Genomic DNA, 23,462 nt, shown 5'->3' on the forward strand with positions numbered 1-23,462 from the left:
TACGATAATAAACAACATGTTGTATATTATGCAACATTCAAATGAACGAGGGAGGATGGAATGCGGGGTAGCGGGGGAGCATTGGTCTACGAGACCCTGAAGAGTCATGGGGTCTCATGCATCTTTGGGATGGAGGATCCCGTCCATCTCTTCCATGCAGTTGACCGATCTTTCACTCGGATCGTGACCGTCCGGGACGAGAAGCACGCCGCAATCATGGCCCACGGCTACGCCCAAGTGACGGGGCGGCCAGGCGTTTGTGCCGCCACCTTCGGACCGGGCGCCACGAATCTCATCACCGGCCTCTTGGAGGCCCAGCGCTCGTCGGTGCCTGTGATCGCGCTGGTTCAGGACCACTCGCTGGCGCTCAAGGACAAGCACGCCAGCAGCGCGCTCGATCACGCGACCGCTCTGGCCCCCTACGTCAAGAACGTGATCCGCATCGATGCGGCGGAGCAGGCAGGCGATGCCGTGCGGAAGGCCTTCCGGATCGCGACAACGGGCCGCCCCGGACCGGTGGTGCTTCTCTGTCCCAACGACGTCATGGCCGCCGAGGCGGAAGCTGAGACCTGGGCGGACGAGAACTACGCACACTTCCCGGCCAATCGGGTAAGGGCAAGCCGCCAGTCGATCCAGGAGGCGGCCAGCTTGCTTGCCAAGGCCAAGCGGCCTCTGCTGATCGCCGGAGGTGGGGCCATTATCTCAGGGGCCCAGGACGAGATACGGATGCTCGCCGAGCTGTTCGATATTCCCGTCGCGACGACGATGACGGGCCGAGGCGCGATCGAGGATAGTCATCCCCTCGCAGCAGGGCCACTCGGGTCCACGACAGGCGGGCGGTACGGCCGCGGGCAAATTTCCAACACGCTTTTCGCAGAGGCGGACGTCGCCTTCGTAATGGGGTCTCGCACCGGGCAAATCTGCTACAGCAACTGGACCCTTCCGAAGCCGGGGACGAAACTCATCCATCTCGATATCGATCCCGAGGAGGTCGGCAGGAACTTTCCCACACACGTTGCCATGGTCGGCGATGTGCGGGACACGCTACGCGACCTTCTGATGCATTGCGCTGAACTCGGGCTTGCGAGGACGAGTCAGGAGGGAAGGCGGCGTGTCGACGGCCTGAAGGAAGCTTGGTCCGCGGAGTTTTTGCCGATTGCCCGATCGTCGCAGTGCCCGATCCGACCGGAGCGTCTGTTGGCAGAGATTTCTGGACAGGCGGACGATGCGACACTCGTGGTCACCGATGCGAGCTACATCACCGGATGGGCCATGAGCCATATCGACGTACCACGCGCCGGACGCTTCATCCTCTCGCCGCGCGGCACTGGTGGGATCGGCTGGAGCCTTCCTGCCGCCATTGGCGCCAAGTTGGCGGATCCAGCGCGTAAGGTCGTCTGCCTAACCGGGGATGGCGCCTTCGGCTATGTGTTCAACGAGTTGGAGACCGCAGCCCGCTACGGGGTGGACGTGCTTGTCGTCGTCTTCAACAACGGCACCCTGGGCTTCCAGCGACACTGGGAGCAAAAGCTGATGGGAAGCTATCTGGAGTGCGACTTCCTCGACATCGACTATTCCGAGGTCGGACGGGCCCTGAAATGCCGGGGGGAGCGCGTCACAGACGCGCAAGCCATCGAAGCAGCGATCGAGCGAGGTCTCTGCGCGGGCGGTCCTTACGTGATCGACGTCGTCATCGACCCGAACGCGACCGCTCCGATCGTTGGATTCGAGGACATCCTCGAGCGCGACGCAGTCCACTGAGACAACCCGACCCGAACGCATGTCTGACAAACAAGAGGGAGCGACCATGCGAAAGATCATAGCAACAGCCATAGCGACAGCGGCATTTGCCCTGGCGGCCTTATCGTCGACAGTCGCGTCTGCCGGCCCGACGCTCGACAGGATCATGTCCGAGAAGAAGCTGGTCGTCGGAGTGGCGCCCTGGAATAAGTTCGTTCTGCTCAATCCGAAGACGAACGAGTACGAGGGATATATCGTCGACGACATTCGTAACTTCGAGGCCATGACCGGAATCAAGGTCGAATTGGTCAATACGACCTGGAGCGGTCTCGTCGCAGGACTTCAGGCCGGCAAGTGGGACGTCGTGATGAGCGGTCTCGGAGCCACGCCTGAGCGGGCCACCGCCGTCGCCTTCGGTGAGCCTTTCGGGTACCTTTCCTCGACTGCCGTCGTGCGGGCCGACAGTTCCATCAACTCGCTGGCTGACCTCGACAAGGAAGGCAACGTCATCTCTGTGGTTTCGGGGACTTCCGCCCAGCAATTCAGCCAGCGCACGTTCAAGAAGGCAAAGATAACGCCGCTGGCGGATACCGGAGCAGCCGTTCTCGAGGTCATGCAGGGCCGTGCGACCGCCTATATCGGTGATTCCGTCTCGAACGAGCTGCGAGCCAAGGAAAGGCCGACCGAGCTGCGAAACGTCAAGTTCGGCAGCAACGAGACCGAGTGGACCACGATGAACCATGCCGTCCGGTATGGCGATCTCGATCTCATGGTCTTCCTCGATACGTACATCCGCTCCATGAAGCTGCGCGGATGGTATCGCGGCCTTGCCGAGAAGTGGGGCCTGCCCATCGAGCTTGCCACTGGGCCTCGCTGATGGACACGTGCGGGACGGGGCTCCCGTCCCGCACGATGACAGCGCACCCGATGAAATAGGCGAAAGGCCCAGGATCCATGGACTACAAGTTTCAGTTCGGCGTGCTGACGGACTACGGCCCCTATCTCGCGGGCGGTCTGTGGCATGCCTGGTGGACGAGCCTGCCGAGCATCGTCCTGACCACGATCCTCGGGGTCGTGCTGGCAGCGATGAGCATGTCCAGGAAGTGGATCCTGCGGGGCTTCTCGCTCGTCTTCGTGGACCTTTTCCGTACACTTCCCGTGGTCGTTCTGCTCATATGGATTCACTACGTGATGCCTATCCTGACGGGGATCTCGCTGTCCCCGACGATGAGCTCCATTATCGCACTGTCGCTGAACGGAGCCGCTCTCGCCTGCGAGGCTTTCCGCGGTGGCCTTGAGGCGATTCCCACGACCCAGGCACAGGCGGCGCAATCGCTGGGCTTCTCCCGCTGGCAGGTCATGCGCTACGTCACGCTCCCGCAGGCCGCCTTCACCACCTTGCCGTCGCTGACAAACGTGCACATTACGGTGATCAAGAATGTGACCGTGACTGTCCTGATCGCCGTGCCAGAGGTCATGTTCAGGGCTCAGGAATTGACGGTTCAGTTCTTTCGGCCCCTCGAATTCTATACGGGAGCGGCGGCTCTCTACGTGGCCCTCATCTGGGGCTATGCCCTGTTCATGCGTTCGCTCGAGAGGCTTCAGAAATGGCAACCAATCTGATGCTGGCGGCGACCGAACCCGCGGACACCTACATCCGCTTCCGCGATGTGCAGAAGTCTTACGGAGCGGTAAGCGTCCTTAACGGCATCTCCCTCGACGTCGCGAAGGGCGAGGTTCTCGTGCTCTGCGGCCCGAGTGGGTGCGGGAAGAGCACGCTCCTGCGATGCATTAACGGCCTCGAACCCATCAGCAGCGGGACGATTTCTGTCGGCGAACACCGCGTTGACGGTGCCTCGCAGGACACGTTGCAGAAGATTCGCCTGTCGACGGGATTCGTCTTCCAGAATTTCAACCTCTTCCCGCACATGACGGCGCTTGAGAATATCACGATCGCGCCTCGGAAGATCCTGGGTTTGCCGCAGCGCGAAGCGGCTGCGGAGGGGATGAAGCTTCTTGAGCAGGTAGGCATGGCTGAGAAAGCGAACGTCTATCCGTTCCAGCTTTCGGGCGGTCAACGCCAGCGCGTGGCCATCGCCCGTGCACTTGCCATGAAGCCATCCCTGATGCTGTTCGACGAGCCGACCTCGGCGCTAGACCCGGAGATGCGCGAGGAGGTGCTACAGGTGATCCGCCAAGTTCATCACGAGCATAACATGACGATGATCGTCGTCACCCACGAAATCGGCTTCGCGAAAAGCGTTGCGAGCCGAGCGATGCTGTTGGACGCCGGCAGGATCGTCGAGGAAGCCTCGGCACGGGTCTTCTTCGAGCATCCCGTCGAGGAGCGCACGCGCCGCTTCCTTCGCGCCATCAGCAATGACTTATGAAAGAGCTTCCCTGACGCGTCCCAGTCGGGAAGGGCGTTTCTTGGCATGATGCGGACGGATGGGCTTGGTCCGCTCTGATTGGCAATGTAGGCGTCCTTTGGGCGGTAGGATCGTCGTGGCTCGACCCCGAGCAGCCCTACAAGTGACTTCCCGTGAGGTCCGGCGTGCCGGATCGGTGACGGTCAGATGGACGGCAATCGATGTCGGATGATGGCGGCGTGAAAACGTGCGCCATAGATCAGCCCGTCATCGTTGAAGTCATAGGCCGGGTTATGCAGGGGCGCGGAATCCTCGCCGTTGCCGACGAATACGAAGCAGCCGGGCACATGCTCCAGGAATCGGGCGAAATCCTCCGAACCTGTCATCGGCTCGCGGGCAGTCGAGACGTGCTCCGGCTCGAACACGGTCCGTGCTGCGGCGAAGGCCTCGTCCACCAATGCGGCATCGTTCAGGAGCGGCACGAACTCGCGCGTGTAGGTCACCTCGGCGGCGACGTTGTAGGTCAGCGCCGTTCCCTCCGCGATGATGCGCAGCTGCTTCTCGATCTCCGCGCTGACCTCGGGCCGGAAGCTTCGGGCATCACCCAGAATGCGCGCCAGCCCCGGGAGCGCATTGCGCGTACCGTCGGTGATCAGCTCGGTCACGGATACAACGCCGATGTCTGTCGGGCTCAGGCGGCGCGAGACGATGGTCTGGAGGTTTATCACCGTGGCACAGGCGGCGACCAGCACCTCATTGCCCCAGTGCGGGCGGGCGGCATGGCCGCCGACGCCTTTCAGAACGATCTCGAAGTTGTCCTCGGCCGACATGATCGGTCCGACGCGTGTCTGAAAGTGCCCGACCGGAAGACCCGGCATGTTGTGCAGGCCATAGACCTCCTCGAACGGGAAGCGCTCCATGAGCCCATCAGCCAACATGGAGAGCGCACCTTTGCCCCATTCCTCGGCGGGCTGGAAGATGAAGCGCACGGTGCCGTCGAAACCGCCTTCCTCGGCGAGGAGCTTTGCGGCCCCGAGCAGCATGGTGGTGTGGCCGTCATGGCCGCAGGCGTGCATTGTGCCGGGGTTCTGCGAGCGGTGGTCCTGCGTGCTCTGTTCGGTAATGCGCAGGGCGTCCATGTCGGCTCGGAGCGCGATTGCTCGGTTGCCGCTGCCGCGTTTGAGCGTGCCGACGACGCCAGTCCCACCTACGCCCTCGGCGACCTCGTCGAGGCCAAACTCCCGTAGTTTGGCAGCGACGAAGGCACTCGTGCGCTTCTCCTCGAAGCCGAACTCCGGATGAGCATGGAGATCGCGCCGCCAAGCGGTCATCTCGCGTACGAGGGCATCCGGATCCATGGCCATGGCTGTCTCCTTATTGGGCTGCGAGGTGGCTGACGACATCGAGCAGAATGTTGGCGCCTGCGACGAGGTCGATATCCGTCGTATGCTCACGTGGATTGTGGCTGATGCCGCCGAAGCTCGGCACGAAGATCATGGCCGACGGCGCGATGCGGGCAATCATCTGGGCGTCGTGACCCGCGCCCGAGGTCATGCGCTTCGAGGTCAGTCCACGCCTGCGGGCAGCCTCTTCCACCAGCTCCACGATGCTGCTGTCGAAGGTCACCGGCTCGAAGCGGGCCAGCCGCTCAACCGAGATCGTGACCTCCTCGGCGGCCGCGAGGTCCTTCAGGTACGCGGCAAGGGCTACTTCCTCCGCCCGGAGGCGCCCTTCGTCAGGGTCGCGCAGGTCCACCGTGAAGGTGGCACGCGACGGGATGACATTGATCGCGTTCGGCTCGAAGCTCATGCAGCCGACCGTCGCAACGGTGGGCGCGTTCGAGGCCTGGGCCCGGTCCCGCAGGAAGGTAATCACGCGGGCTGCGGCATGGCCGGCATCCCGACGCATCGACATCGGCGTCGTGCCGGCGTGATTGGCATCGCCGTCGACGGTGATGCGCTGCCAGGAGATACCCTGAAGGTTCTCGACCGCGCCAATGGGTATGCCCTCGCGCTCCAGAACTGGTCCTTGCTCGATGTGCAGTTCGATATAGGCGTGCGGCTTGAGGAAGCCCGGCTTCTTGGCTCCGGCATAGCCAATCCGCTCGAGTTCGATCCCAAGCACGGTGCCATCGGTGCCGACTGTCGTCAGCGCCTCCTCAACAGGGAGTCCTCCCACATGGACGAGCGAGCCCATCATGTCCGGTGCATACCGGACACCCTCCTCGTTAGTGAAGGCGGCAACTGCAATGGCGCGGGCAGGGGCGTAGCCCGACGCCTTCAGAGTCTCGATCACCTCGAGACCCGAGAGCACGCCGTAGCAGCCGTCATAGATGCCGGCATTGATGACGGTGTCGATGTGCGAGCCGAGCAGGACGGGCGCCTCGTCGGCGATATCGGCAGTTCTCCAGATCCCGAAGATGTTGCCGATCCGATCGATTGCAACATCCAGACCTGCGGCTCGGATCCATGCAACGACAACATCGCGTCCCGCTTTGTCGGCGTCGGAGCCGGCGAGCCGGACCAACCTGCCATCCCCGTCCCGGCCGATTTGTCCAAGAGCATGGAGGCGGCCGAGCAGGCGTTCCGCGTTGATCGACCGTGCGGTCATACGTCCGCTCCTTGCCTACGGGTTGCAACCACATCGGGCGCCATTCCGACCAGCGCGGTGTAGCGCTCCGGATCAGTTGCACCTTCCGTATTGATGATGAAGACGCGGGACGCTTCGTTGAGCTGAAGGGCCTCTCGGATGTCAGGATCCGCGTTGGCGCGCATGAGGCCGGCAAGACCTGCGCCGCCGCTCTCGCCTGCCACGATGGCGGGGTCGCTGTCGGTGGGCCGGGCGAGGCGGTTCATCGCCGCGACTGCATCGTCCTCCCCGACGGTCATGAAGGCATCAGCGACGCGGGACAGCACCCGCCAGGCGATCAGCGATGGCTCGTAGCATTCGAGCATCGCCATGACGGTCGGCTCGCCATGCTCGATCCTGACCGGATGCCCTGCCCGCGCGGACTCGAAGAGGCAGGCGGCGCGCGCGGGATCGACCACGACGAAGGTCGGCCGCCGGCTTCCGAGCACGAGAGCGAGATGTCCTGCCACGGCAGCCGCGACGCCGCCGACGCCCGCCTGCACAAAGACGTGGGTAGGCACCTCGGGAAGCTGTCGCAGAGCTTCGCGCACCATGGCGGTATAGCCCTGCATGACCAGTCCGGGAATGCGCTCGTAGCCTGGCCAGGAAGTGTCGGAGACGACAATCCAGCCCTTCTCGACCGCGACGCGTGCCGCCTCGGCGACCGAGTCGTCATAGGTGCCGTCGACACGGATTATCTCGGCACCAAAGCGGGCGATGGCGGCCACGCGCTCATCGCTCACGCCGGAATGCACAAAGATGGCCGCCCGGGCGCCGACGAGCTGCGCTCCCTGAGCCACCGAACGGCCGTGATTGCCGTCGGTGGCGCAAGCGACCGTCATGCCGGTTGCGACGGTCCGGACCACCGATGAGTGCAGTTCGGCATAATCGACGCTCCGGCCAAGCCTGCGGCCGGCTTCTTCCAGCGCGAGCTGGATGACGGCGTAGGCACCGCCGAGGGCCTTGAAGCTGCCGAGGCCCAAGCGGAAGCCCTCATCCTTAATGTGGATCGCTTCCACGCCGAGTTCGGCGGCTAGGGTCGGCAGTGCGTGCAGAGGCGTCGGGGCATGATTGGCGCGAAAGCGAAGATATCGCTCGACCTCCTCGGCTGCCGCTGCGCCCAAGGTTTCGGCATCAACCGGATCAAGGGGCTCGCAATGGTCACGGTGATGGTTGGGCAGGAACATTGCCGTCCTCGCAGATGGAGTGTCGAGAAGTTATTGCAAGTTGAGCGATAAAGGCGCTCTATTTTGGCACTCCAAATGCAATATTTTCTCGCGAGGATTCTATTTCGATGGGTAAGTCATTACCGTCGTCTGCAATTGACAGCTTCGATCTGGCAATCCTGGGCGTACTTCAAAAAGACAATTCAACGCCGTACCGCGTGATCGGAGAGGCAGTGAGCCTGTCCGCGCCAGCCGTCCAGCGGCGCGTTCGGCGGATGGAGGAGGCCGGAATCATCAGTGCCAACGTCGCGGTCGTCGATCCAGCCCGGATCGGCCAGTCCATCACTCTCTTCGTCGAACTTGAGGTGATCAGCGAGACAGCAGAGTTGATCGATGCCGCCAAGCGGGAGTTCGCCTCGGTTCCAGAGGTGCAGCAATGCTACTATGTCACCGGCGAGGCCGATTTCGTCTTGGTGGTAGTGGTGCCGACGATGGGTGACTACGAGGCCCTCACACGTCGCCTGTTCTTCGGCAACAACAACGTGAAGAGGTTTCGCACGTTCGTTGCCATGGACCGTGTCAAGGTCGGACTGGCGGTTCCTCTGCCGGAATAGTGAACTTCGCGGCTCCTGCCGAACTTGGGGAGCAGGGAAGGACGGGTTATGACACAAGGGGGAAGTCAGCCGAACGTCTGGACTGGCGGAGCAAGCAGACCTCTACACCGTCGCGTTCAAGGATGGTCTGTGATCCATTCCGGACTATTCGGCTGCTCTATCCCATAGGTCCGTTCTGCGAAATCGCCTTTAGGAGCCTACCTCTGAGTCACACGGCCCAATTCTGTGCCACCAAGTCCGTTGATGTACATCAGGATAGCGGATATTTGGCCTCGCGCAGGCCCACCCGTCAGGAGAACTCATGTTTGACCACGTCAAATTCGGAGTCAGCGACTATGCGGCGAGCAAAGCGTTCTTTCTCAAGGCACTCGAACCGCTCGGCGTAGCTGTTGTCTGGGAGGGGCCGTTGGGTGTCGAGCTTAGCCCAAAGGGTAAGGCTTCATTGTGCCTGTACCAAACCGAAGAGAAACCGGCGCATCTTCACTTGGCGTTCGCGGCCGAGAACCGCCAGCAAGTCGAAGCTTTCTATCGCGCAGCTCTAGAGGCGGGTGGTAAAGACAACGGTGAGCCTGGTCTGCGCCCGCACTACCACGCGAACTACTATGCAGCTTTCGTCACTGGTCCGGACGGGCACAACATTGAAGTGGTTTGCCACAAACCCGAGGCCGTAAGCCTTTAATAAACATGGCACTCAATGGCGCTTCCACTCGCAAGGTCAGGAATTGGCGCGAGGCAGACGAAAGCCGAGTGTCGGTAGTTGCGGAGAGAGCGGACCCACACACGGCCAGAGGTAAAGGCTCAGGTTGACCATGAACGGACGTTTCTCTCAGCTTCGGCCGCGGTTTACCCGGCGTCGCTTTTCCGTCGAAACAGGAAGGCATATCCTATTCGCATAAGTGAAAGTCCTGCGTTGGACTTGGGCTCACGACGAGCCGCCTTCGATCGACAGCTTTGCTGACGTCGCTTCCTTACCCGAGTGATTTGCGTAGCCAACGGAGCCTTGCGCATGACACACGTCCGGGGATGGTGCATCCGGCTTTTCTGCCTCACAAGCTTAATCGGACCTGGGCTGCTCCTGACGGGCTGCGATCAGGTGTACGCCCAGGAGACCCCGGCGCGGGAGCTGGTGGTAGCAACGAAGGAGGCCGCCCCCTTTGCTATCAAGGCACCGGATGGCACCTGGAAAGGCATCAGCATCGAACTCTGGCGGAAGATCGCCGAGCAGGCCAAGCTATCTTACAGGTTTGTCGAAGACACCTCCGTCGAAGGGCTTCTCGAGGGCACGGCGGCGGGACGTTACGATGCTGCCGTCGCCGCTCTGACCATCACGGCCGAGCGGGACCGGATCCTCGATTTCAGCCAGCCCTTCTATCTCAGCGGGCTGGGCATTGCCGTTCCCTCGGCCTCACCGACTGCCTGGATGCTCATTGTCCGGACACTGACCTCGGTCGGCTTCCTTCAGGCGATCCTAGCCCTGATCGGCCTGACGCTCGTGGTCGGTCTGCTGATCTGGTTCATCGAGCGTCGCCACAACGAGGATTTCGGCGGGGGAGTGATCAAGGGATTAGGCACGAGCATCTGGTGGTCGGCAGAAGCGATGACCCAGGCTAGCACGGGACATCTCACCCCCAAGACAGGCCTCGGGCGAGCCCTGGCGATTCTGTGGATGGTCGCCTCGATCGTCGCCATCGCGGTGTTCACCGCAAGCGTTACCTCGACCCTGACGGCGGGCAAGCTGCAAGGGCTGGTCACCACCGTGAACGACCTCACATCCGTTCGGGTCGGAGCGGTCCAGGGATCGGCGACCGAACAGTACCTCACGGCACGCAGAATCCCTTACAGGCGGTTTCCCTCGCCCCAGGGCGGGCTGGCCGCGATCCGGAACGGGACGCTGGACGCCTTCGTCTACGACAAGCCTCTGCTGGCCTGGATCGTGCGAGAGCAGTTCGCCTCATCCATCACCATGCTCGACCTGACGTTCGATCAGCAGATGTATGGCATCGCTCTGCCGCTCGGCAGCCGATCGACGTGGCGATGCTCGACACGGTCGAGGGAGAGTGGTGGCGCCAGACGCTATTCAGCTACCTTGGCGAGCGATGAGCCCCTTTGCGGGACGAATGTCCGAACGGGGCACAATGCTGAAGTAAACAGAACCTCCGCGTCAAATAGGGAATCCAGACGTTCCAATAGGGCGGGGGAATTTCAGAGCCTGATCCATGGGAGACTTCCGGAAGCGTTCCATTCAAACTCCCGTAATCCGGACGACTGGCGATACATGGCGTTGGGATGACGCCAAGCATGGACCTTAAACTGGAAGCCTCTCATCGCCTCGCCAGCGCAAGTCTGCACCCGCTTGCTGTAACACCGCCTGAAATTCCTCGAGAATGCCGTCACTCTCCTGAACCGCTCGTGGAGCGAAGCTGCGTCGCACGCAGAAGGCCGCCAGACGCCCTGCTGCCTCACCTATGGACCACTCGGCGGGATGGACACGATAGCATCCGTTGGTGATGTGGGTCGTTCCGATCGTCTTGCCCGCCGCTATCAAGTTCTCGACCCGCTCAGGAATGAGCGCACCGAGCGGTATCTCGAACGGATGCGAAGCCACATCGAGATAGGGATCTCCGTCCGTCGTTGGATGGAGATCGATGCGATAGGCTCCGGTTCCCACGCTATCGCGATAACTGATCGCTCCCGCATCGCCTCGCACGGACACGGCTAAATCTTGTTCGACCACCGTCGTTACGGCGCGGAGACGCCTTGCCTCTCGGATGTAGGGCGCCTGTGCAAGCCCGTCGTCCGTGCCGAGCACATCGGGGCGCAGCCTCAATCCCGAATATCCGATACCCCCGTCGGGACGCGGCGCCTCCGTCTGCAACCAATAGAACAAGGACAGGCTCAGGGCGCGTGCACGGGCCCGATGGACCTCTGCATCTGGTACGCCGAACAGCGGTCCCTCGAGGTAGTCATTCATCGGCCAGTTCACGAGCGTAACGTCGCTCGGGAAATATCCGCTTTCGAACTGGCTTCGATCGAGGATGCGCCGGTAGCTCCAGAGATCCGGCTGACGCAGAGCCTCCTCGTGAGATTCCCTTTCGGCAAAATTGGGCCGAAATCGCGGTGTTACAGGCTTCAATGTCCGCGGATTGGGATAGGTCCAGCTCAGGAGCGGCCCAGGCCAGCCCGGGGGAGTGACTTTACGCCAATAATCGTAGTCCGCTGGACGGTCGATCACGTGATTAGCGTCGACATGGTCCATGGCGAAGACCACCGTGACGCCCTGCATAGCGAGTGGGCGAGCCGTCGAGGGGGCGCTTGGCTCGCCTGTATCCGACGTGGATTCGATCCCGGTTCTATGCTCGACCTGTGCGAGCGGCAGCAGATCCCCACATTCCGTCGCCTCCAGGAAGTAGGAAGCCTCGATGACGATCTCGACGCCATCCGAGAGCCTTACGCTTGCCGCCGCGATCCGGTCCCCATGTGTTTGCGCCGAAACGAGCTCCGCCCGGCGATGTATCGTGAGCCGGCCCGCTACGACGTGCGGGAGAAGCATCGACTCGAGTATCGCGTGGGAAACGCGGGGGTCGTGACACAAGGGCGAGACCCAGCCGCCTCCCGGATTGAGATTCGGGTCTGCTGTCCCCCCGGGCTTGAGAGGGAAGAACCGACGATAGTGCGCTCTGACGGCTTCGCGGAAGCTTCGGTAAAGGGCCGTGGAACCATGACTCTCGATCCAAGGGTGCTCGTCCGGCGGGACGGCCTGGGATGTCAACTGACCGCCGATCCAGTCGTACGGCTCGATCATGATGGCGCGGCACCCCATGGAACATGCGGCCAGTGCGGACGCCACCCCTCCAACCCCGCCACCGAGGATAAGGATGTCTGTGCGGATATTTTGCATCATTGCTTACTCGCGAGGGGTGGCGTCGCGCCGGATTGTCATGAAGAAATCGTACCGGTCACCACGGTAAGTCGTGACGGCACGCTCGATTGCGCGGTGACGGGGGTCGAATCCGATCCGGCAAACCTCCAGGAGAGGCGCGTTGCGTGAAACCTGAAGAAGCCGTGCCTGCGCCGCGGTTGGCGCCACCGCCCTCACGTGCTGACGCGCAAAGACCACTTCGACCCCATATTGCCGCCGCATGATGTCGTAGAGGGATCCTGAGAGATCCTCGCGCAGCAGACCGGGAAAGTACTCGGCGGGAAGATGAACCTGCTCGATGCACATCGGCGCCCCGTCGGCAGTACGCAGCCGATCAATGCAATGCAGCAGGCTTCCCGGGGCGAGGCTGAATTCCTCGGCTATGCTGCCTTCTGCGAGGGCTTGGCGGACGTTGAGCACCGTGGTCGCCGGGTGCATCCCCCGTTCGACCATATCCTCCGTGAAGCTGGTCAATCCGGTTCCCTTGGAGATGCGCCTGTCCGAGACGAAGGTGCCCTTTCCCCTCACGCTATAGATCAAGCCCGCTTCCGTCAGCTCGCGCAGCCATTGCCGGAGGCTGGTTCGGCTCACGCCCAATTCCTCGGCAAGGTCGCGCTCGCGCGGCAACATCTCGTGCGGTGCCATCGCATACACTCTTTGGGAAAGTGCCTCCCGGACGTCCCGCAATCGGCTCATGCTTCCTCTCCGACTGACTCAGCCGAAAATGGCTGGATTCGAGCTTCAACCAGACGACGGGTCAGCGCTAAAGGGTCGGTGATGGCTCCGCCGACAACCACGCTCCATGCTCCAACCTGGAAGGCGGCCCGAACATGTTCGGGGGTTCGGTAGCGGCCTTCGGCGATAACCGGCACCTTCAGACGCCGACACAGCTCTTCCACAAGGCCGAGATCGGGCTCCTGCGGAACGGGGCCGCCGGTGTATCCCGACAGCGTGGTCCCGACCAGGTCAGCACCCGCCTCAACCGCTGCCAACGCGGCATCGATATGGTCGACGTCAGCCATGAACAGCGCTCCGGCCCGATGCGTCGCGGCGACGAGCTGCCGTGTGGTCTCTCCGGAGGCCCTGGCGCGTCCTGTCGCGTCCGCGGCGACGATCTGGGCGCCTGACGAGGCAAGGGCCTCCACATCGTCGACACGGGGCGTGATGTACACAGGGCTCCCAGGCTCGTCCCGTTTGATGAGTCCGATGACCGGGCGCCCGAGCCTTACGATAGCCTGGACGTCGTCACAGCCCTGCGCGCGGATCCCTGCCGCGCCTCCCATGATCGCCGCCTCTGCCATCGCGACCATGTGGGATGTGCCGCGCATCGGGCTGCCCACTGGGGCCTGACAGGAAACCACCAAGTGTCCGCGCAGCGCAGCGAGGCTATCGTCCCGGGCGCTGGGTCCGAGAAGTCCCATCAAACCGTACCTCTCATTGCCGATGCCCGATCGGGTTCCACACTGCCCGTCGCCACATCCCGTTCAACCAGGCTTCCGAAAGCGGCGGTGTTGGGCAACATGATCAGCTCGAGAGCTCCCATCAGTGGGTCAGCGATTGCCGAAACCATGAAGGCTTGTGGGTTCATTTGGCGCAACGTTTCCTCGAAAGTCGATCCGATCAGGTCGAGTGCAGCGAACAGGCCTCCTGTCGCAGCGACGGGAACGTCCTGTCGATCCATTCCCGACTTGCGCAATGCAAAAGAAACGGTTTGGGCAAGGTGGATACCTGCCTCTGCCCAGATGGCTCTCGCGACCTCATCGCCCTGCCTGGCAATCTCCGCTATGTCGTAAGCCAGGGCTGCGACGCGATCCGGTGTCACCGCACCACTCCGCCACAGTTCGGGCAGTCGGTCCGCCGGACCAAACCGCCTTTCCACGGCATCGAGGAGACGTCCACGAATGCCCGCATCCCGTCCTCTCAAAGCCCGTCGGATACCCTCGCGTCCGATCCAGTAGCCGGATCCGTGGTCACCGAGTTCTCCGCCCCATCCGTCAGCACGACCCCAACGGCTCTCCATATCCGTTGCAAGCGCCACGGTACCGGTCCCAGCCGCCACGACAGCACCGGCGCGAGGCCCAAGTGCACCGAGGTAGGCAGTGACGCTGTCGTCCGCGGCAGTCACGGACACGGGACAGCAGGTTCCGCTAAGCGCCGTGGAAAGCTCCTGTATCGGCACCGGATTCCCGTTCAATCCCGTCATGCCAATTCCGATATGGACATGGGCGTCCGCTGGAATTGACGCAGCCTTGATGCCATTTGCGACGGCCGTCACCACGCCAGGCAGGCCGGCGGACCAGAACCCCGCAGCCTCAAAGCGCTCCACCCGCGATCCACAACGGACCATGAGCCGGGTTCCCCCTTGGCCGACATCGATTCCAACATGCATGTCGTCATTCGTCGTCATGGCGTCCCAATAGGTGCCGCCTCGGCGACGACCTCCTCCGCGAAGTGGCAGGCCGTTTTCCGACCGGCCACCTCTCTCAATTTCGGTTCTTCGATACGGCACCGCGCACGCGCCATCCAACAGCGCGTGTGGAAGCGACATCCGGGCGGTGGCGCGAGCGGCGAAGGCAACTCACCCTTCAAGACGATCCGTGACGGTCGCGACACTGCCCAAGGCCGCGACACCGGGGCGGCCGACATCAGGGCCAGGGTGTAGGGATGGGCTGGTCTCGCGTAGATCGGACCGATGGGTCCGGTTTCCACGATCCGGCCGAGGTACATCACTGCGATCGTGTCACTGACATGCCTGACGACGGACAGGTCATGAGCGATGAACACGTAAGTCAGGCCAAGCTCATGCTGGAGCTCGGCCAGCAGATTGAGGGTCTGTGCCTGGACGGACACGTCCAGCGCGCTGACCGGTTCGTCGCACACCAGCAGGCGTGGGCGTAGCGCAAGGGCACGGGCAATGCCGATGCGTTGCCTCTGCCCACCTGAAAACTGGTGCGGGAAACGGTTCGAAAGTGCCGGGTCGAGGCCGACCCTTCGCATCAGCAGCGCTGTCTCGGCCTTGCGCTCGGATTCAGGCACCAGGTCCGGATGAACCAGCCAACCTTCCCCAATGATCTGCTCGACCGTTTTGCGCGGATTGAGCGACGCGAAAGGGTCTTGGTAGATCATCTGGATGTGGCGTGCGAGCTGCCGGCGTCTTTTCGGCGTCGCGAGCTCGATCCGCTCTCCAGCGAAGGAGATAGCCCCGGAATTTGGCGTTTCGAGCCCTATGATCGCCCGTGCCGTCGTCGACTTGCCGCATCCTGACTCACCGACGATCCCCAACGTCTTGCCCTGCATCACGCTGAAGCTGACGCCATCGACTCCGCGCACTTCCGCCTTCGTACGGCGCAGGAAGCCCGACCGGATCGCGAAAGAGACGCGAAGATCCTCGATCGACAGAAGTGGTTCAGGAGACCGGGTCAAGGCGAACCACCTCCTCGGCGAAATGACAAGCTGCCTTGCGGCGGTCGCCCATCGCCCGGAGGGCCGGCCGCTCGACGGAGCAGACGGGCCTCGCGAATGCGCAGCGGGGATGGAAGGGGCAGCCGGAAGGGCGTTCCTTTGGGTTGGGCGGCATGCCCGGAATGGCTGCGAGGAGTCCGGGCGATTCCTCCAGGGAGGGGATCGAGGACATGAGGCCGCGGGTATAGGGATGCGCGGGATTGTCGTAGACATCCCTTACTGGCCCAGTTTCGACGATCCGTCCGGCATACATGACAGCCACGCGATCCGTCACATCCGCGACGACACCCAGGTCATGCGTGATGAGGAGAAGGGACATGCCCGTCTCCCGTTGGAGATCGCGGATCAGCTCCATGATCTGCGCCTGGACGGTTACGTCGAGGGCCGTGGTCGGCTCGTCGGCGATGAGAAGCCGGGGTTTCAGAGCAATCGCCATGGCGATGACAAGGCGTTGCCTCATGCCTCCCGAGAACTGGTGCGGGTAGGCGTCGAGGCGGCGTCGCGCATCCGGAATGCCGACAGCATCGACTACCTCGGCAGCGGCCAGCCATGCAGCCCGCCGATCCAATCCCTGGCGCACGCGGAACAGCTCCGCGATCTGGTCCCCGACCGTGAAGACGGGATTGAGTGCCGTCAGCGGATCCTGAAACACCATTCCCATCCTGGTGCCGCAGAGATCTCTGGTTCTTGACCGGGGAAGGCTCACCAAGTCTTCTCCTGCAAACACGATCCGCCCGCTCGTGATCGCGGCATTGCGGGGCAGGAGCGCCATGATGGCCTGCGCTGTGACTGACTTTCCGGAACCTGACTCTCCGAGAAGAGACAATGTCTCCCCGGCGCGAAGGTCGAACGACACATCCTCGACCGCGAGAAAAGCATCCTCGTTCCCGCCGAAACGCACGGCGAGGGAATCCACGGAAAGCAATGTGTCAGCAGGGCGCGTTATCATCGATTTCGGTTTCCGGGGTTGCGGGGGCGGGAAGGGCGCCCCCGCTCGACCCAGTCGCGGGACAGCAGACTAGTCGTGGGTCACTTCTTGCTCACGCTGTCGAATCGGGGCATCGCGTTCGGCGTCGGTTTGAAGCCCGTCACGTTGGTGCGGTAAGCCGCGTGCACCATCATGTCGAGCGGGAAGATGCCCACCGCCTCATCCCAGATGATGCGACCGGCCTCCGCATACAGTTCGGCCCTCTTTCCCTGATCGAGCTCGGCCCGCGCGGCCAGAAGCAACTCATCCAGCTTCGGATTGGCATAACCCATGCGCTTGGCCGTCGAGAGATAGAGCCGGGCCAAGGTGAAATCGGCATCGCCGGTGAGGGTATTGCCGTCGGTGAGGGTGCTGTCCCAATCGAGCTTCAGGAGGCGGTCGAGCCATGTGGCGCGCTCCAGTTCCTGCGGCACGACCTTGACGCCGATCTTGGCCCAGTAGCTGACCAGAGTTTCCGCGAACTCACGAACCGCGGTGCAGCACTGGCTGCTCCACATCATCGTGGTCTCGAATCCGTTCGCGTAGCCCGCGTCCGCAAGGAGTTGCTTCGCCTTCGCCACGTCATAGGCGTACGGCTTCTGAACCGACGAGCCGAATACGGCCTGCGGGATCGGCCCCTTTGCGACGGTTGCGGTGCCTGGAAAGAGATCCTTCTGGATTTGCGCGAAATCGACCGCATGCCACATGGCCTGCCGGACACGGGCATCGGTAAACGGCTTTCTGGAGCTGTTGAACCAGAAGTAATAGTTCGAATAGGTCGGGAAGGACTCAACCTTCAGGCCCTGGCTCCCCCTAACCTGATCGACCTGATCCGGAGGAAGTCCCCACGTGAAGTCGATCTCGTTGTTCTCGAGGGCCGTGATGCGCCCGGAGACCTCAGGGATGTAGCGATACTCGATCTGCGCCAGCTTCGGCTTCTCGCCCCAATAACTGTCGTTCCGGACAAGGCGCACCTGTTGTCCGGCCGTGAATGCGGCCACCTTGAATGGGCCCGTCCCATAGGGGGCATTGAAGAACGCCGTATCCCGGATCTTCGCCGCCGGCGCGATCCCCAACATGGTGAGATTGCTCAGCATGGTCCCCACAGGCTGCGTCGTCCTGATCTTCAACGTTTTTTCATCAGGCGCCTCGATCGTGTCGACGGCCGCCCAAAGCCCAGCCAATGGACCCTTCTCGGCGATCAGTCGGTCGAGTGACGCTTTGGCGTCGGCGCTCGTCAGGGGCGAGCCATCGGCAAAGCGCACCCCCGACTTCAGGTGGAAGGTCCATGTGAGTTTGTCAGGATTCTCCCAGCTCTCCGCCAGCCAGGGAACGATGGATCCGTCCTGCCGCATCACCAGCGGCTCCAGGACTTCCTGGGCCACCGTGAGTGTTGGCTGATCCGCCGCCTTTGCGCCGAACGGGTCCAGCGACACGATCGCGACCGGATTGGCCACCCGCAACGTCTCCGCCGCACCCTGCGCGCGGGCCTGCAAGACGGGTCCGAACGACGTGCCTACTGTGATCGCGAGTCCTAAAATTAGTCCGATGCCTTGCGGGCGAAGGCGCATTGTCGTCATGGCTATATCCCTCCCTTGTTGCGGCGCCGCGCACAGAACGCAGATCACCGGGTCGTCAAATTCGGATCGAAACGATCGCGCAGTCGGTCTCCCAGGATGCCGACCGCAATTACGAGAGCAGACAGGACGAGGCCGGGCATCGTGGATATCCACCATGCGGTCACGAGGTAATTGCGTCCGTTCGCGATTGAGATGCCCCAGCTCGGCGTCCCGGGTGGCATCCCAAGTCCGAGGAAGCTCAGTGATGCCTCCGCCACGATGACGAGGCCGAACTGAACGGTTGCGACGACGAGAATCGGCGCGACGACAGCGGGAAGGATGCAGTGCCGGACAATATGGAGATGGCTCGCGCCAAGTGTCCGCGACGCATTGACGAAGTCGCGTACCCTTACAGCCAGCGTCTGCGCTCTGGCGACCCGCGCAAACACGACCCAGCGGGTCAGCGCCAGCACGAGAATGACGTTGACCAGGCTTGGTCCGAGAACCGCTGCGATAAGAACGGCAAGGAGGATGGACGGGAAGGCAAGCTGGATATCGGCAAGCCGCATCACGACCGTATCGAGCCATCCTCCGCGATATCCTGCCAGCACGCCAAGGGCTGTCCCGACAGTTCCTGCGAGGAGCAAGGTCAGGATGCCGACGGTCAGGGAAATTTGGGCCCCCGCGATGACTTGTCCGAAGAGATCACGCCCGACCTGATCGGTTCCGAACAGCGCAAGTGAGCCATCACGCAGTTCCGTCAATGGAGGACGCAGCCGCTGACTGGTGTTGGTCGCGACAGGATCGTAGTGCGTGAGGAACGGGCCAAAGACGGCCGCGAGGACATAAAGCGTGCAGAACAGGGCCGGCACGAGAAGCCTAAGATCGAGCTTCCCTCGACGGGGCGACTTGGCATGGGGGGAGGGCGCTGCGGGAGCTACGCTCATGACCCTACCCGTACGCGAGGATCGAGATAGCCGTACAACAGATCGACGATCAGGTTGATGGAGACAAAACCCAGCACAAGCACGACGACGCAGGCCTGGACAACCGAATAGTCGCGCGCCGCGATGGAATCGATGAGGAGACGGCCGAGCCCCGGCCACGCGAAGACCGTTTCCACGATGACCGCTCCGCCTAGGAGCCCCCCCAGTTCCAGGCCGACGACGGTGACCACCGGGATGAGCATGTTTCGCAATGCATGCCGTCCGACCACCCGTGGCTCGCGCAGTCCCTTTGCGCGGGCGGTCTGAACGTAGCCTTCTCCCAGGACTTCGAGCAGACCGGATCGCACGAGGCGCACGATAATGCTCAACAGGGGTAAGGCTAGCGTGACAGCCGGCATAAGGATCGCTTCAGGCGTTTCCGCTCCGCCGCTGGGGAGAATGCGCAGCATGCGGGAGAAGATCATGACGAGCATGATTCCGACCCAGAAGCTCGGTAGTGCCTGTCCGGTCATGGATAGGGAGGAAATGATCCGGTCGCTCCAACCATTGGGGCGAAGGGCACAAAGAATGCCCAATGGGAAGCCGATCATGAGCGCGATGCAGAGCGCGGCCAATGCCAGAGACAGAGTCGCTGTGAACGCTTGCGAGATCGCCTGGGTTGCTGGCATCCCAAGCCTGAAGGAGGACCCGAAGTCGAACGTTGCCATGCGTGCCAGGAAGTGCATGTACTGGCCGAGCAACGAACCATCGAGCCCGTATTCCGTACGAAGAGCGGCAACCTGCTCAGGGGTTGCGGACGGACCCAACACCACGAGAGCGGGATCCCCCGGCACGGCGCGAATGGCGACGAAGATGATCGTCGCCGCCCCGAGGATGACGACGAGAGACGACAGAATTCGATAGCCCAGATACCTGGTCATCGCGCGCCCTCGGGTAAGTCCTACGAACGCATTGCTGCTTCGACGGCCTCGACGAGTGCCACGGCTGCCCGACCCTCGCTTCCCGGTACCGGCGACGGCTCCTTGTAAAGCGCGGCGCGGACGAAGGCATCCAACTCGGTCCGGAGATTCGAGGCCCCGTTCCCCTCTCGGCTCGGCCAGAAGTAGGTGTCCATATTCACGGCATTGCCCTCTCTAGGCACCATGAGGAGGTCCGTATGGCTCAAGGTCACCTCAATGGCTGCCTTCGAACCAATGATGCGAAGGCCGGCATCGGCGCGGGAGGGACGGCTGTGCGGAAGGGTCCAACTGTTTTCCATCGTGGCGATGGCTCCCCCGTCGAGTCTCAGCAACGCATGGACGATATCCTCCGTGCCCGGGGAGAGGACGTTGCGTCCGAGCGCGGCCACGACCTCGGCCTCCTGGCCAGTGACGAAACGGAGCAGGTCGGCGTCATGGATGCCCAGGAACCAAGCCACTGAGGTTCGGTCCCAAATCCCGACGCCAACCGCCTGGGAGGTCGACCGCCACACCTTCGCGTGCCAGATCTCTCCGATATCCCCGCTCCGGACGAGTTCACGGGCGCGGATGACACGCGGATCGAACCGCAAGATTTGCCCGATCATCAAGGCGTCCGGATCAGGGCAGTTGGCCAGGATCCGATCACAGCTCTCGGTGGAGAGTGACATCGGCTTCTCGAGAAGAACCCGCTTCCCCGCAGCGAGCGCCCTAATCGTCGGCTCCTCGTGAAGATGATCTGGCAGGCAGATCGAAACGGCGTCGACCTGGTCAAGGAGCTGATCGAGCGACGCATATGCCGGGACGCCGAACTCAGCCTCTGCCTTGCTGCGTCGAGCCTCGTCAGCCTCTGCTATCCCAACGAAGTCTGCCTCTGGCAAGGTCTTCAAAACCCTTGCATGCAGATGCCCCTGTACGCCGACGCCCACAACACCGATCCGCAACCGATCCATCGCGTAGCCACCCCAATAGGTATGTACCTAATTTTGTCAGGTATATACCTAAGCTCCGAGGAGGGTCCGCTGTCAACCCATTATTCGGGCGCGCTCAGAGGCAGCCGCTCACGGCCTGACACGAGCTCGTCCTAGTGGCTATGCCGATCGTCTCCATCGTCTCGGGTACATTTATCTAACCTTACGGAAGGGTGGCGCGGGATCGATCGAATGTGCGTTTCGAGGTTATGGTGACGCGACCGATGGCCGGATAGGAACAGGCATCTCACACGTGAGGCGTGCCTGTATCAGCTTGCGAAAGGCTGACGGCGCGAGCATCAGGTCTGGACTTAATCGGCAAGGCGCGGAATTTCGTGTGTTGCCGCCTGACCGAACGTCAATTCCTGAACCGAGATCGAAGGGCAAATTCGACCCTAAGCGGACACTCATGCTTCAGCGCGGCGCTCTTCGTGCGCTGGTTCCTAGACGTCGCAGATCGTGTCCGCATTCATCGCCGCGATGCCGAGGCCAACTATCAGATCGGGCCACGTCGAGCGCCACGCGAAGTGAGACCGCGAGACTGCGTGGACGTTGCCGACTTTGGTGCATGGCAAGCCTCGTGCGGCGAAGGCCCGAGCTTGCCAGTCGAGCCGTTTGACGGCAATCTAAGCTGAGCAAGACGTTCAGCAGGTGCGTGCCGGAGTATTTTCTCGTCGGGCCATAGGACATGGGAGCTGCCAAATCATGATCATGAATGGTGGGAATGCCGATGCTGGAGAGATAGACGAGGCAGCTTTGCTCGGGCGTCGGGCAGGGCTTCTCAGCCGCCGGTCGTTTCTGATCGGCTCGGCCGTCGGTGTCGGCACGCTGGGGCTGGCCGGTTGCGCATCTGACGGCATGAGCCTCTCCGAGGCGGCGAGGGTCTACGGGCCGGTGCCCGAGGAGAAATTCCCGATCCCGGCGGTCGATGTCAGCAAGGTCGATCCGAAATACTATCGCCGGACCGTTCGCTACGACACCAAAGAGGCGCCCGGCACGATTATCGTCGACCCCTCCAATTACTACGTTTATCGCATCGAGGAGGGCGGATCTGCCACCCGCTATGGTGCCAATGTCGGCCGCGACGGGTTTCGGTGGAGTGGTGACGCTTATGTCGGGCGCAAGGCCGAATGGGCGACCTGGACCCCGCCCGCGGCAATGATCCGGCGCCAGCCCGAGGCGGCCAAATACGCCGGCGGCATGCCGGGTGGCCTCGACAATCCGCTCGGCGCGCGCACGCTTTATCTCTATCAGAACGGCGCGTACACGCTCTACACGATCTACGCCAGTAGTGACGCCGAATCGATTGGCACAGGCATCACAAGCGGCTGCGTCGGCCTCCTCAGTCAGGACATGATCCACCTGTACTCACGGACGCCAGTCAAGACGAAGGTGATTGTCCTGCCGGCATAGCAACGGCGTCAGCCCCGGTCTTGGCGCTGCCGGCGCGGGCAGTGCAAGCAATAGGCCTGTTCTTGGAGTTTGAGTGATTGTGCGCGTGACGATACAGGTCGACGACGCGACCTTTATCGTCACGCAAGACTCCACGTTCGCGACGCCGGTATCCAGATTGTTGAAGTGGATGCTGGAGATGGGCGTTCCTGCTCTCGGTGCCGCCTAGGCGCTCGGTGGTCTTTGCTACCGAATGCTGGATAGGATTCCATCCGCGATATCCGTGCCACATTCCGGTTGGATTGGATTTCACAAACCCAGGCTTTATGAAACGGCCTGCTGTTCCAAGAGCAACCGGGGCTTGGATGCCTTCGGTTCAAGCGGAGCATCGCCGAGCTAGCCATATTCAGTGTCGGGCTGCCGTTGCTCGATGTGCTGGATCGCCCAGCGCAAATAAGGGATCAGGTCATGAAAGAGGGCAGGGATCGGCGCCCATAGCAGGGCATCATGCTTGTCAGGCTCGCAGATTGCGGGCTCTTCCGTCCATTCGGTTGCGACGACGAAGTGACACAGCCAATCGCTTCCTTCGGTCAGGCAGCCGTTCGTGACCGGCTGCACGGCATCTGCACAGAAATCCTGAGAAACTGCGAAACGCGACCGCAGCGCCTGCACGACGGCCCGGCAGGGTGCTGGCATGGTTTCATCTGGATCATGGCGCCAAGCCGTCATTCCCGACTGTCTCACGAAAGACGGTTGGTGGCTGTGCGACGTC

22 protein-coding genes are annotated in these 23,462 nt (G+C 62.3%); 8 read left to right on the forward strand and 14 right to left on the reverse strand.

Annotation, left to right across the window (positions count from 1 at the left end):
* Positions 1–60: 60 nt before the first annotated feature.
* The 4 genes from K9B37_RS23070 to K9B37_RS23085 all read left to right on the forward strand — a co-directional run bounded on the left by K9B37_RS23070 (position 61) and on the right by K9B37_RS23085 (position 4,130).
* On the forward strand, positions 61–1,761 hold the full coding sequence (locus tag K9B37_RS23070) for a thiamine pyrophosphate-binding protein (RefSeq protein ID WP_224315926.1): 1,701 nt from the start codon (positions 61–63) through the stop codon (positions 1,759–1,761).
* 46 nt (positions 1,762–1,807) lie between these two features.
* Positions 1,808–2,617 (forward strand): amino acid ABC transporter substrate-binding protein, encoded by an 810-nt coding sequence (locus K9B37_RS23075; protein WP_224315929.1) that lies wholly within the window; start codon positions 1,808–1,810, stop codon positions 2,615–2,617.
* A gap of 77 nt (positions 2,618–2,694) precedes the next feature.
* On the forward strand, positions 2,695–3,363 hold the full coding sequence (locus K9B37_RS23080; RefSeq protein ID WP_224315931.1) for an amino acid ABC transporter permease: 669 nt from the start codon (positions 2,695–2,697) through the stop codon (positions 3,361–3,363).
* Positions 3,348–4,130: an amino acid ABC transporter ATP-binding protein gene (locus K9B37_RS23085; RefSeq protein WP_305072173.1), complete on the forward strand. Its 783-nt coding sequence runs from the start codon at positions 3,348–3,350 to the stop codon at positions 4,128–4,130. Before K9B37_RS23080 ends, K9B37_RS23085 begins: the two co-directional genes overlap by 16 nt.
* A gap of 182 nt (positions 4,131–4,312) precedes the next feature.
* On the opposite strand, the gene K9B37_RS23090 is transcribed toward K9B37_RS23085, so the two are convergent.
* Genes K9B37_RS23090 through K9B37_RS23100 form a run of 3 tightly spaced genes read right to left on the reverse strand, consistent with a single transcriptional unit; the run spans position 4,313 to position 7,924 of the window.
* Positions 4,313–5,473 (reverse strand): M20 aminoacylase family protein, encoded by a 1,161-nt coding sequence (locus tag K9B37_RS23090; RefSeq protein WP_224315933.1) that lies wholly within the window; start codon positions 5,471–5,473, stop codon positions 4,313–4,315.
* A 10-nt stretch (positions 5,474–5,483) separates the two neighbouring features.
* The gene (locus K9B37_RS23095; protein WP_224315935.1) at positions 5,484–6,719 is read right to left on the reverse strand and encodes a Zn-dependent hydrolase; all 1,236 of its coding nucleotides are present in this window, start codon (positions 6,717–6,719) and stop codon (positions 5,484–5,486) included.
* Positions 6,716–7,924: a diaminopropionate ammonia-lyase gene (locus tag K9B37_RS23100; protein WP_224315937.1), complete on the reverse strand. Its 1,209-nt coding sequence runs from the start codon at positions 7,922–7,924 to the stop codon at positions 6,716–6,718. Before K9B37_RS23100 ends, K9B37_RS23095 begins: the two co-directional genes overlap by 4 nt.
* Before the next feature lie 107 nt (positions 7,925–8,031).
* Here K9B37_RS23100 and K9B37_RS23105 point away from each other — a divergent pair, with 107 nt between their 5' ends.
* The 3 genes from K9B37_RS23105 to K9B37_RS23115 all read left to right on the forward strand — a co-directional run bounded on the left by K9B37_RS23105 (position 8,032) and on the right by K9B37_RS23115 (position 10,807).
* Positions 8,032–8,517 (forward strand): Lrp/AsnC family transcriptional regulator, encoded by a 486-nt coding sequence (locus tag K9B37_RS23105; protein WP_224315939.1) that lies wholly within the window; start codon positions 8,032–8,034, stop codon positions 8,515–8,517.
* A gap of 301 nt (positions 8,518–8,818) precedes the next feature.
* Positions 8,819–9,196, forward strand: coding sequence for a VOC family protein (locus K9B37_RS23110; RefSeq protein ID WP_224315941.1), 378 nt, complete (start codon positions 8,819–8,821; stop codon positions 9,194–9,196).
* Positions 9,197–9,523: 327 nt separating this feature from the next.
* Positions 9,524–10,807 carry a transporter substrate-binding domain-containing protein gene (locus K9B37_RS23115; RefSeq protein ID WP_224315942.1) on the forward strand — a complete coding sequence of 428 codons (1,284 nt, stop codon included), beginning with the start codon at positions 9,524–9,526 and terminating at the stop codon, positions 10,805–10,807.
* Positions 10,808–10,822: 15 nt separating this feature from the next.
* Here the strand turns inward: K9B37_RS23115 and K9B37_RS23120 are convergent, their stop codons facing one another.
* From K9B37_RS23120 to K9B37_RS23165, 10 genes are all read right to left on the reverse strand, one after another.
* Entirely contained in the window at positions 10,823–12,418 is a 1,596-nt protein-coding gene (locus K9B37_RS23120) for an FAD-dependent oxidoreductase (protein WP_369414413.1), read from the reverse strand.
* A 3-nt stretch (positions 12,419–12,421) separates the two neighbouring features.
* On the reverse strand, positions 12,422–13,132 hold the full coding sequence (locus K9B37_RS23125) for a GntR family transcriptional regulator (RefSeq protein ID WP_224315943.1): 711 nt from the start codon (positions 13,130–13,132) through the stop codon (positions 12,422–12,424).
* On the reverse strand, positions 13,129–13,857 hold the full coding sequence (locus K9B37_RS23130) for an N-acetylmannosamine-6-phosphate 2-epimerase (RefSeq protein WP_224315951.1): 729 nt from the start codon (positions 13,855–13,857) through the stop codon (positions 13,129–13,131). Before K9B37_RS23130 ends, K9B37_RS23125 begins: the two co-directional genes overlap by 4 nt.
* On the reverse strand, positions 13,857–14,843 hold the full coding sequence (locus K9B37_RS23135) for an N-acetylglucosamine kinase (RefSeq protein ID WP_224315953.1): 987 nt from the start codon (positions 14,841–14,843) through the stop codon (positions 13,857–13,859). The genes K9B37_RS23130 and K9B37_RS23135 overlap by 1 nt, the downstream gene beginning before the upstream one ends.
* Positions 14,840–15,859: an ABC transporter ATP-binding protein gene (locus K9B37_RS23140; RefSeq protein ID WP_224315955.1), complete on the reverse strand. Its 1,020-nt coding sequence runs from the start codon at positions 15,857–15,859 to the stop codon at positions 14,840–14,842. The genes K9B37_RS23135 and K9B37_RS23140 overlap by 4 nt, the downstream gene beginning before the upstream one ends.
* Positions 15,843–16,844 carry an ABC transporter ATP-binding protein gene (locus K9B37_RS23145; RefSeq protein ID WP_439651783.1) on the reverse strand — a complete coding sequence of 334 codons (1,002 nt, stop codon included), beginning with the start codon at positions 16,842–16,844 and terminating at the stop codon, positions 15,843–15,845. Before K9B37_RS23145 ends, K9B37_RS23140 begins: the two co-directional genes overlap by 17 nt.
* A gap of 83 nt (positions 16,845–16,927) precedes the next feature.
* Positions 16,928–18,445 carry an ABC transporter substrate-binding protein gene (locus tag K9B37_RS23150; protein WP_224315959.1) on the reverse strand — a complete coding sequence of 506 codons (1,518 nt, stop codon included), beginning with the start codon at positions 18,443–18,445 and terminating at the stop codon, positions 16,928–16,930.
* Between the two features lie 44 nt (positions 18,446–18,489).
* Positions 18,490–19,371: an ABC transporter permease gene (locus K9B37_RS23155; protein ID WP_224315961.1), complete on the reverse strand. Its 882-nt coding sequence runs from the start codon at positions 19,369–19,371 to the stop codon at positions 18,490–18,492.
* A complete protein-coding gene (locus K9B37_RS23160) occupies positions 19,368–20,291 on the reverse strand; it encodes an ABC transporter permease (protein WP_224315963.1) in 924 nt (307 codons plus the stop codon). The genes K9B37_RS23155 and K9B37_RS23160 overlap by 4 nt, the downstream gene beginning before the upstream one ends.
* 20 nt (positions 20,292–20,311) lie before the next feature.
* A complete protein-coding gene (locus K9B37_RS23165; RefSeq protein ID WP_224315965.1) occupies positions 20,312–21,280 on the reverse strand; it encodes a Gfo/Idh/MocA family protein in 969 nt (322 codons plus the stop codon).
* A 723-nt stretch (positions 21,281–22,003) separates the two neighbouring features.
* On the opposite strand from K9B37_RS23165, the gene K9B37_RS23175 reads away from it, so the two are divergent.
* Positions 22,004–22,711 carry a L,D-transpeptidase gene (locus tag K9B37_RS23175; protein WP_224315966.1) on the forward strand — a complete coding sequence of 236 codons (708 nt, stop codon included), beginning with the start codon at positions 22,004–22,006 and terminating at the stop codon, positions 22,709–22,711.
* A gap of 375 nt (positions 22,712–23,086) precedes the next feature.
* Here the strand turns inward: K9B37_RS23175 and K9B37_RS23180 are convergent, their stop codons facing one another.
* Complete coding sequence (locus K9B37_RS23180; protein WP_224315967.1) at positions 23,087–23,386, reverse strand: NUDIX hydrolase; 300 nt, start codon at positions 23,384–23,386, stop codon at positions 23,087–23,089.
* Positions 23,387–23,462 lie beyond the last annotated feature (76 nt).

Origin of the sequence: Microvirga puerhi, assembly GCF_020089865.1 — a bacterium.
Taxonomy (GTDB): domain Bacteria; phylum Pseudomonadota; class Alphaproteobacteria; order Rhizobiales; family Beijerinckiaceae; genus Microvirga; species Microvirga puerhi.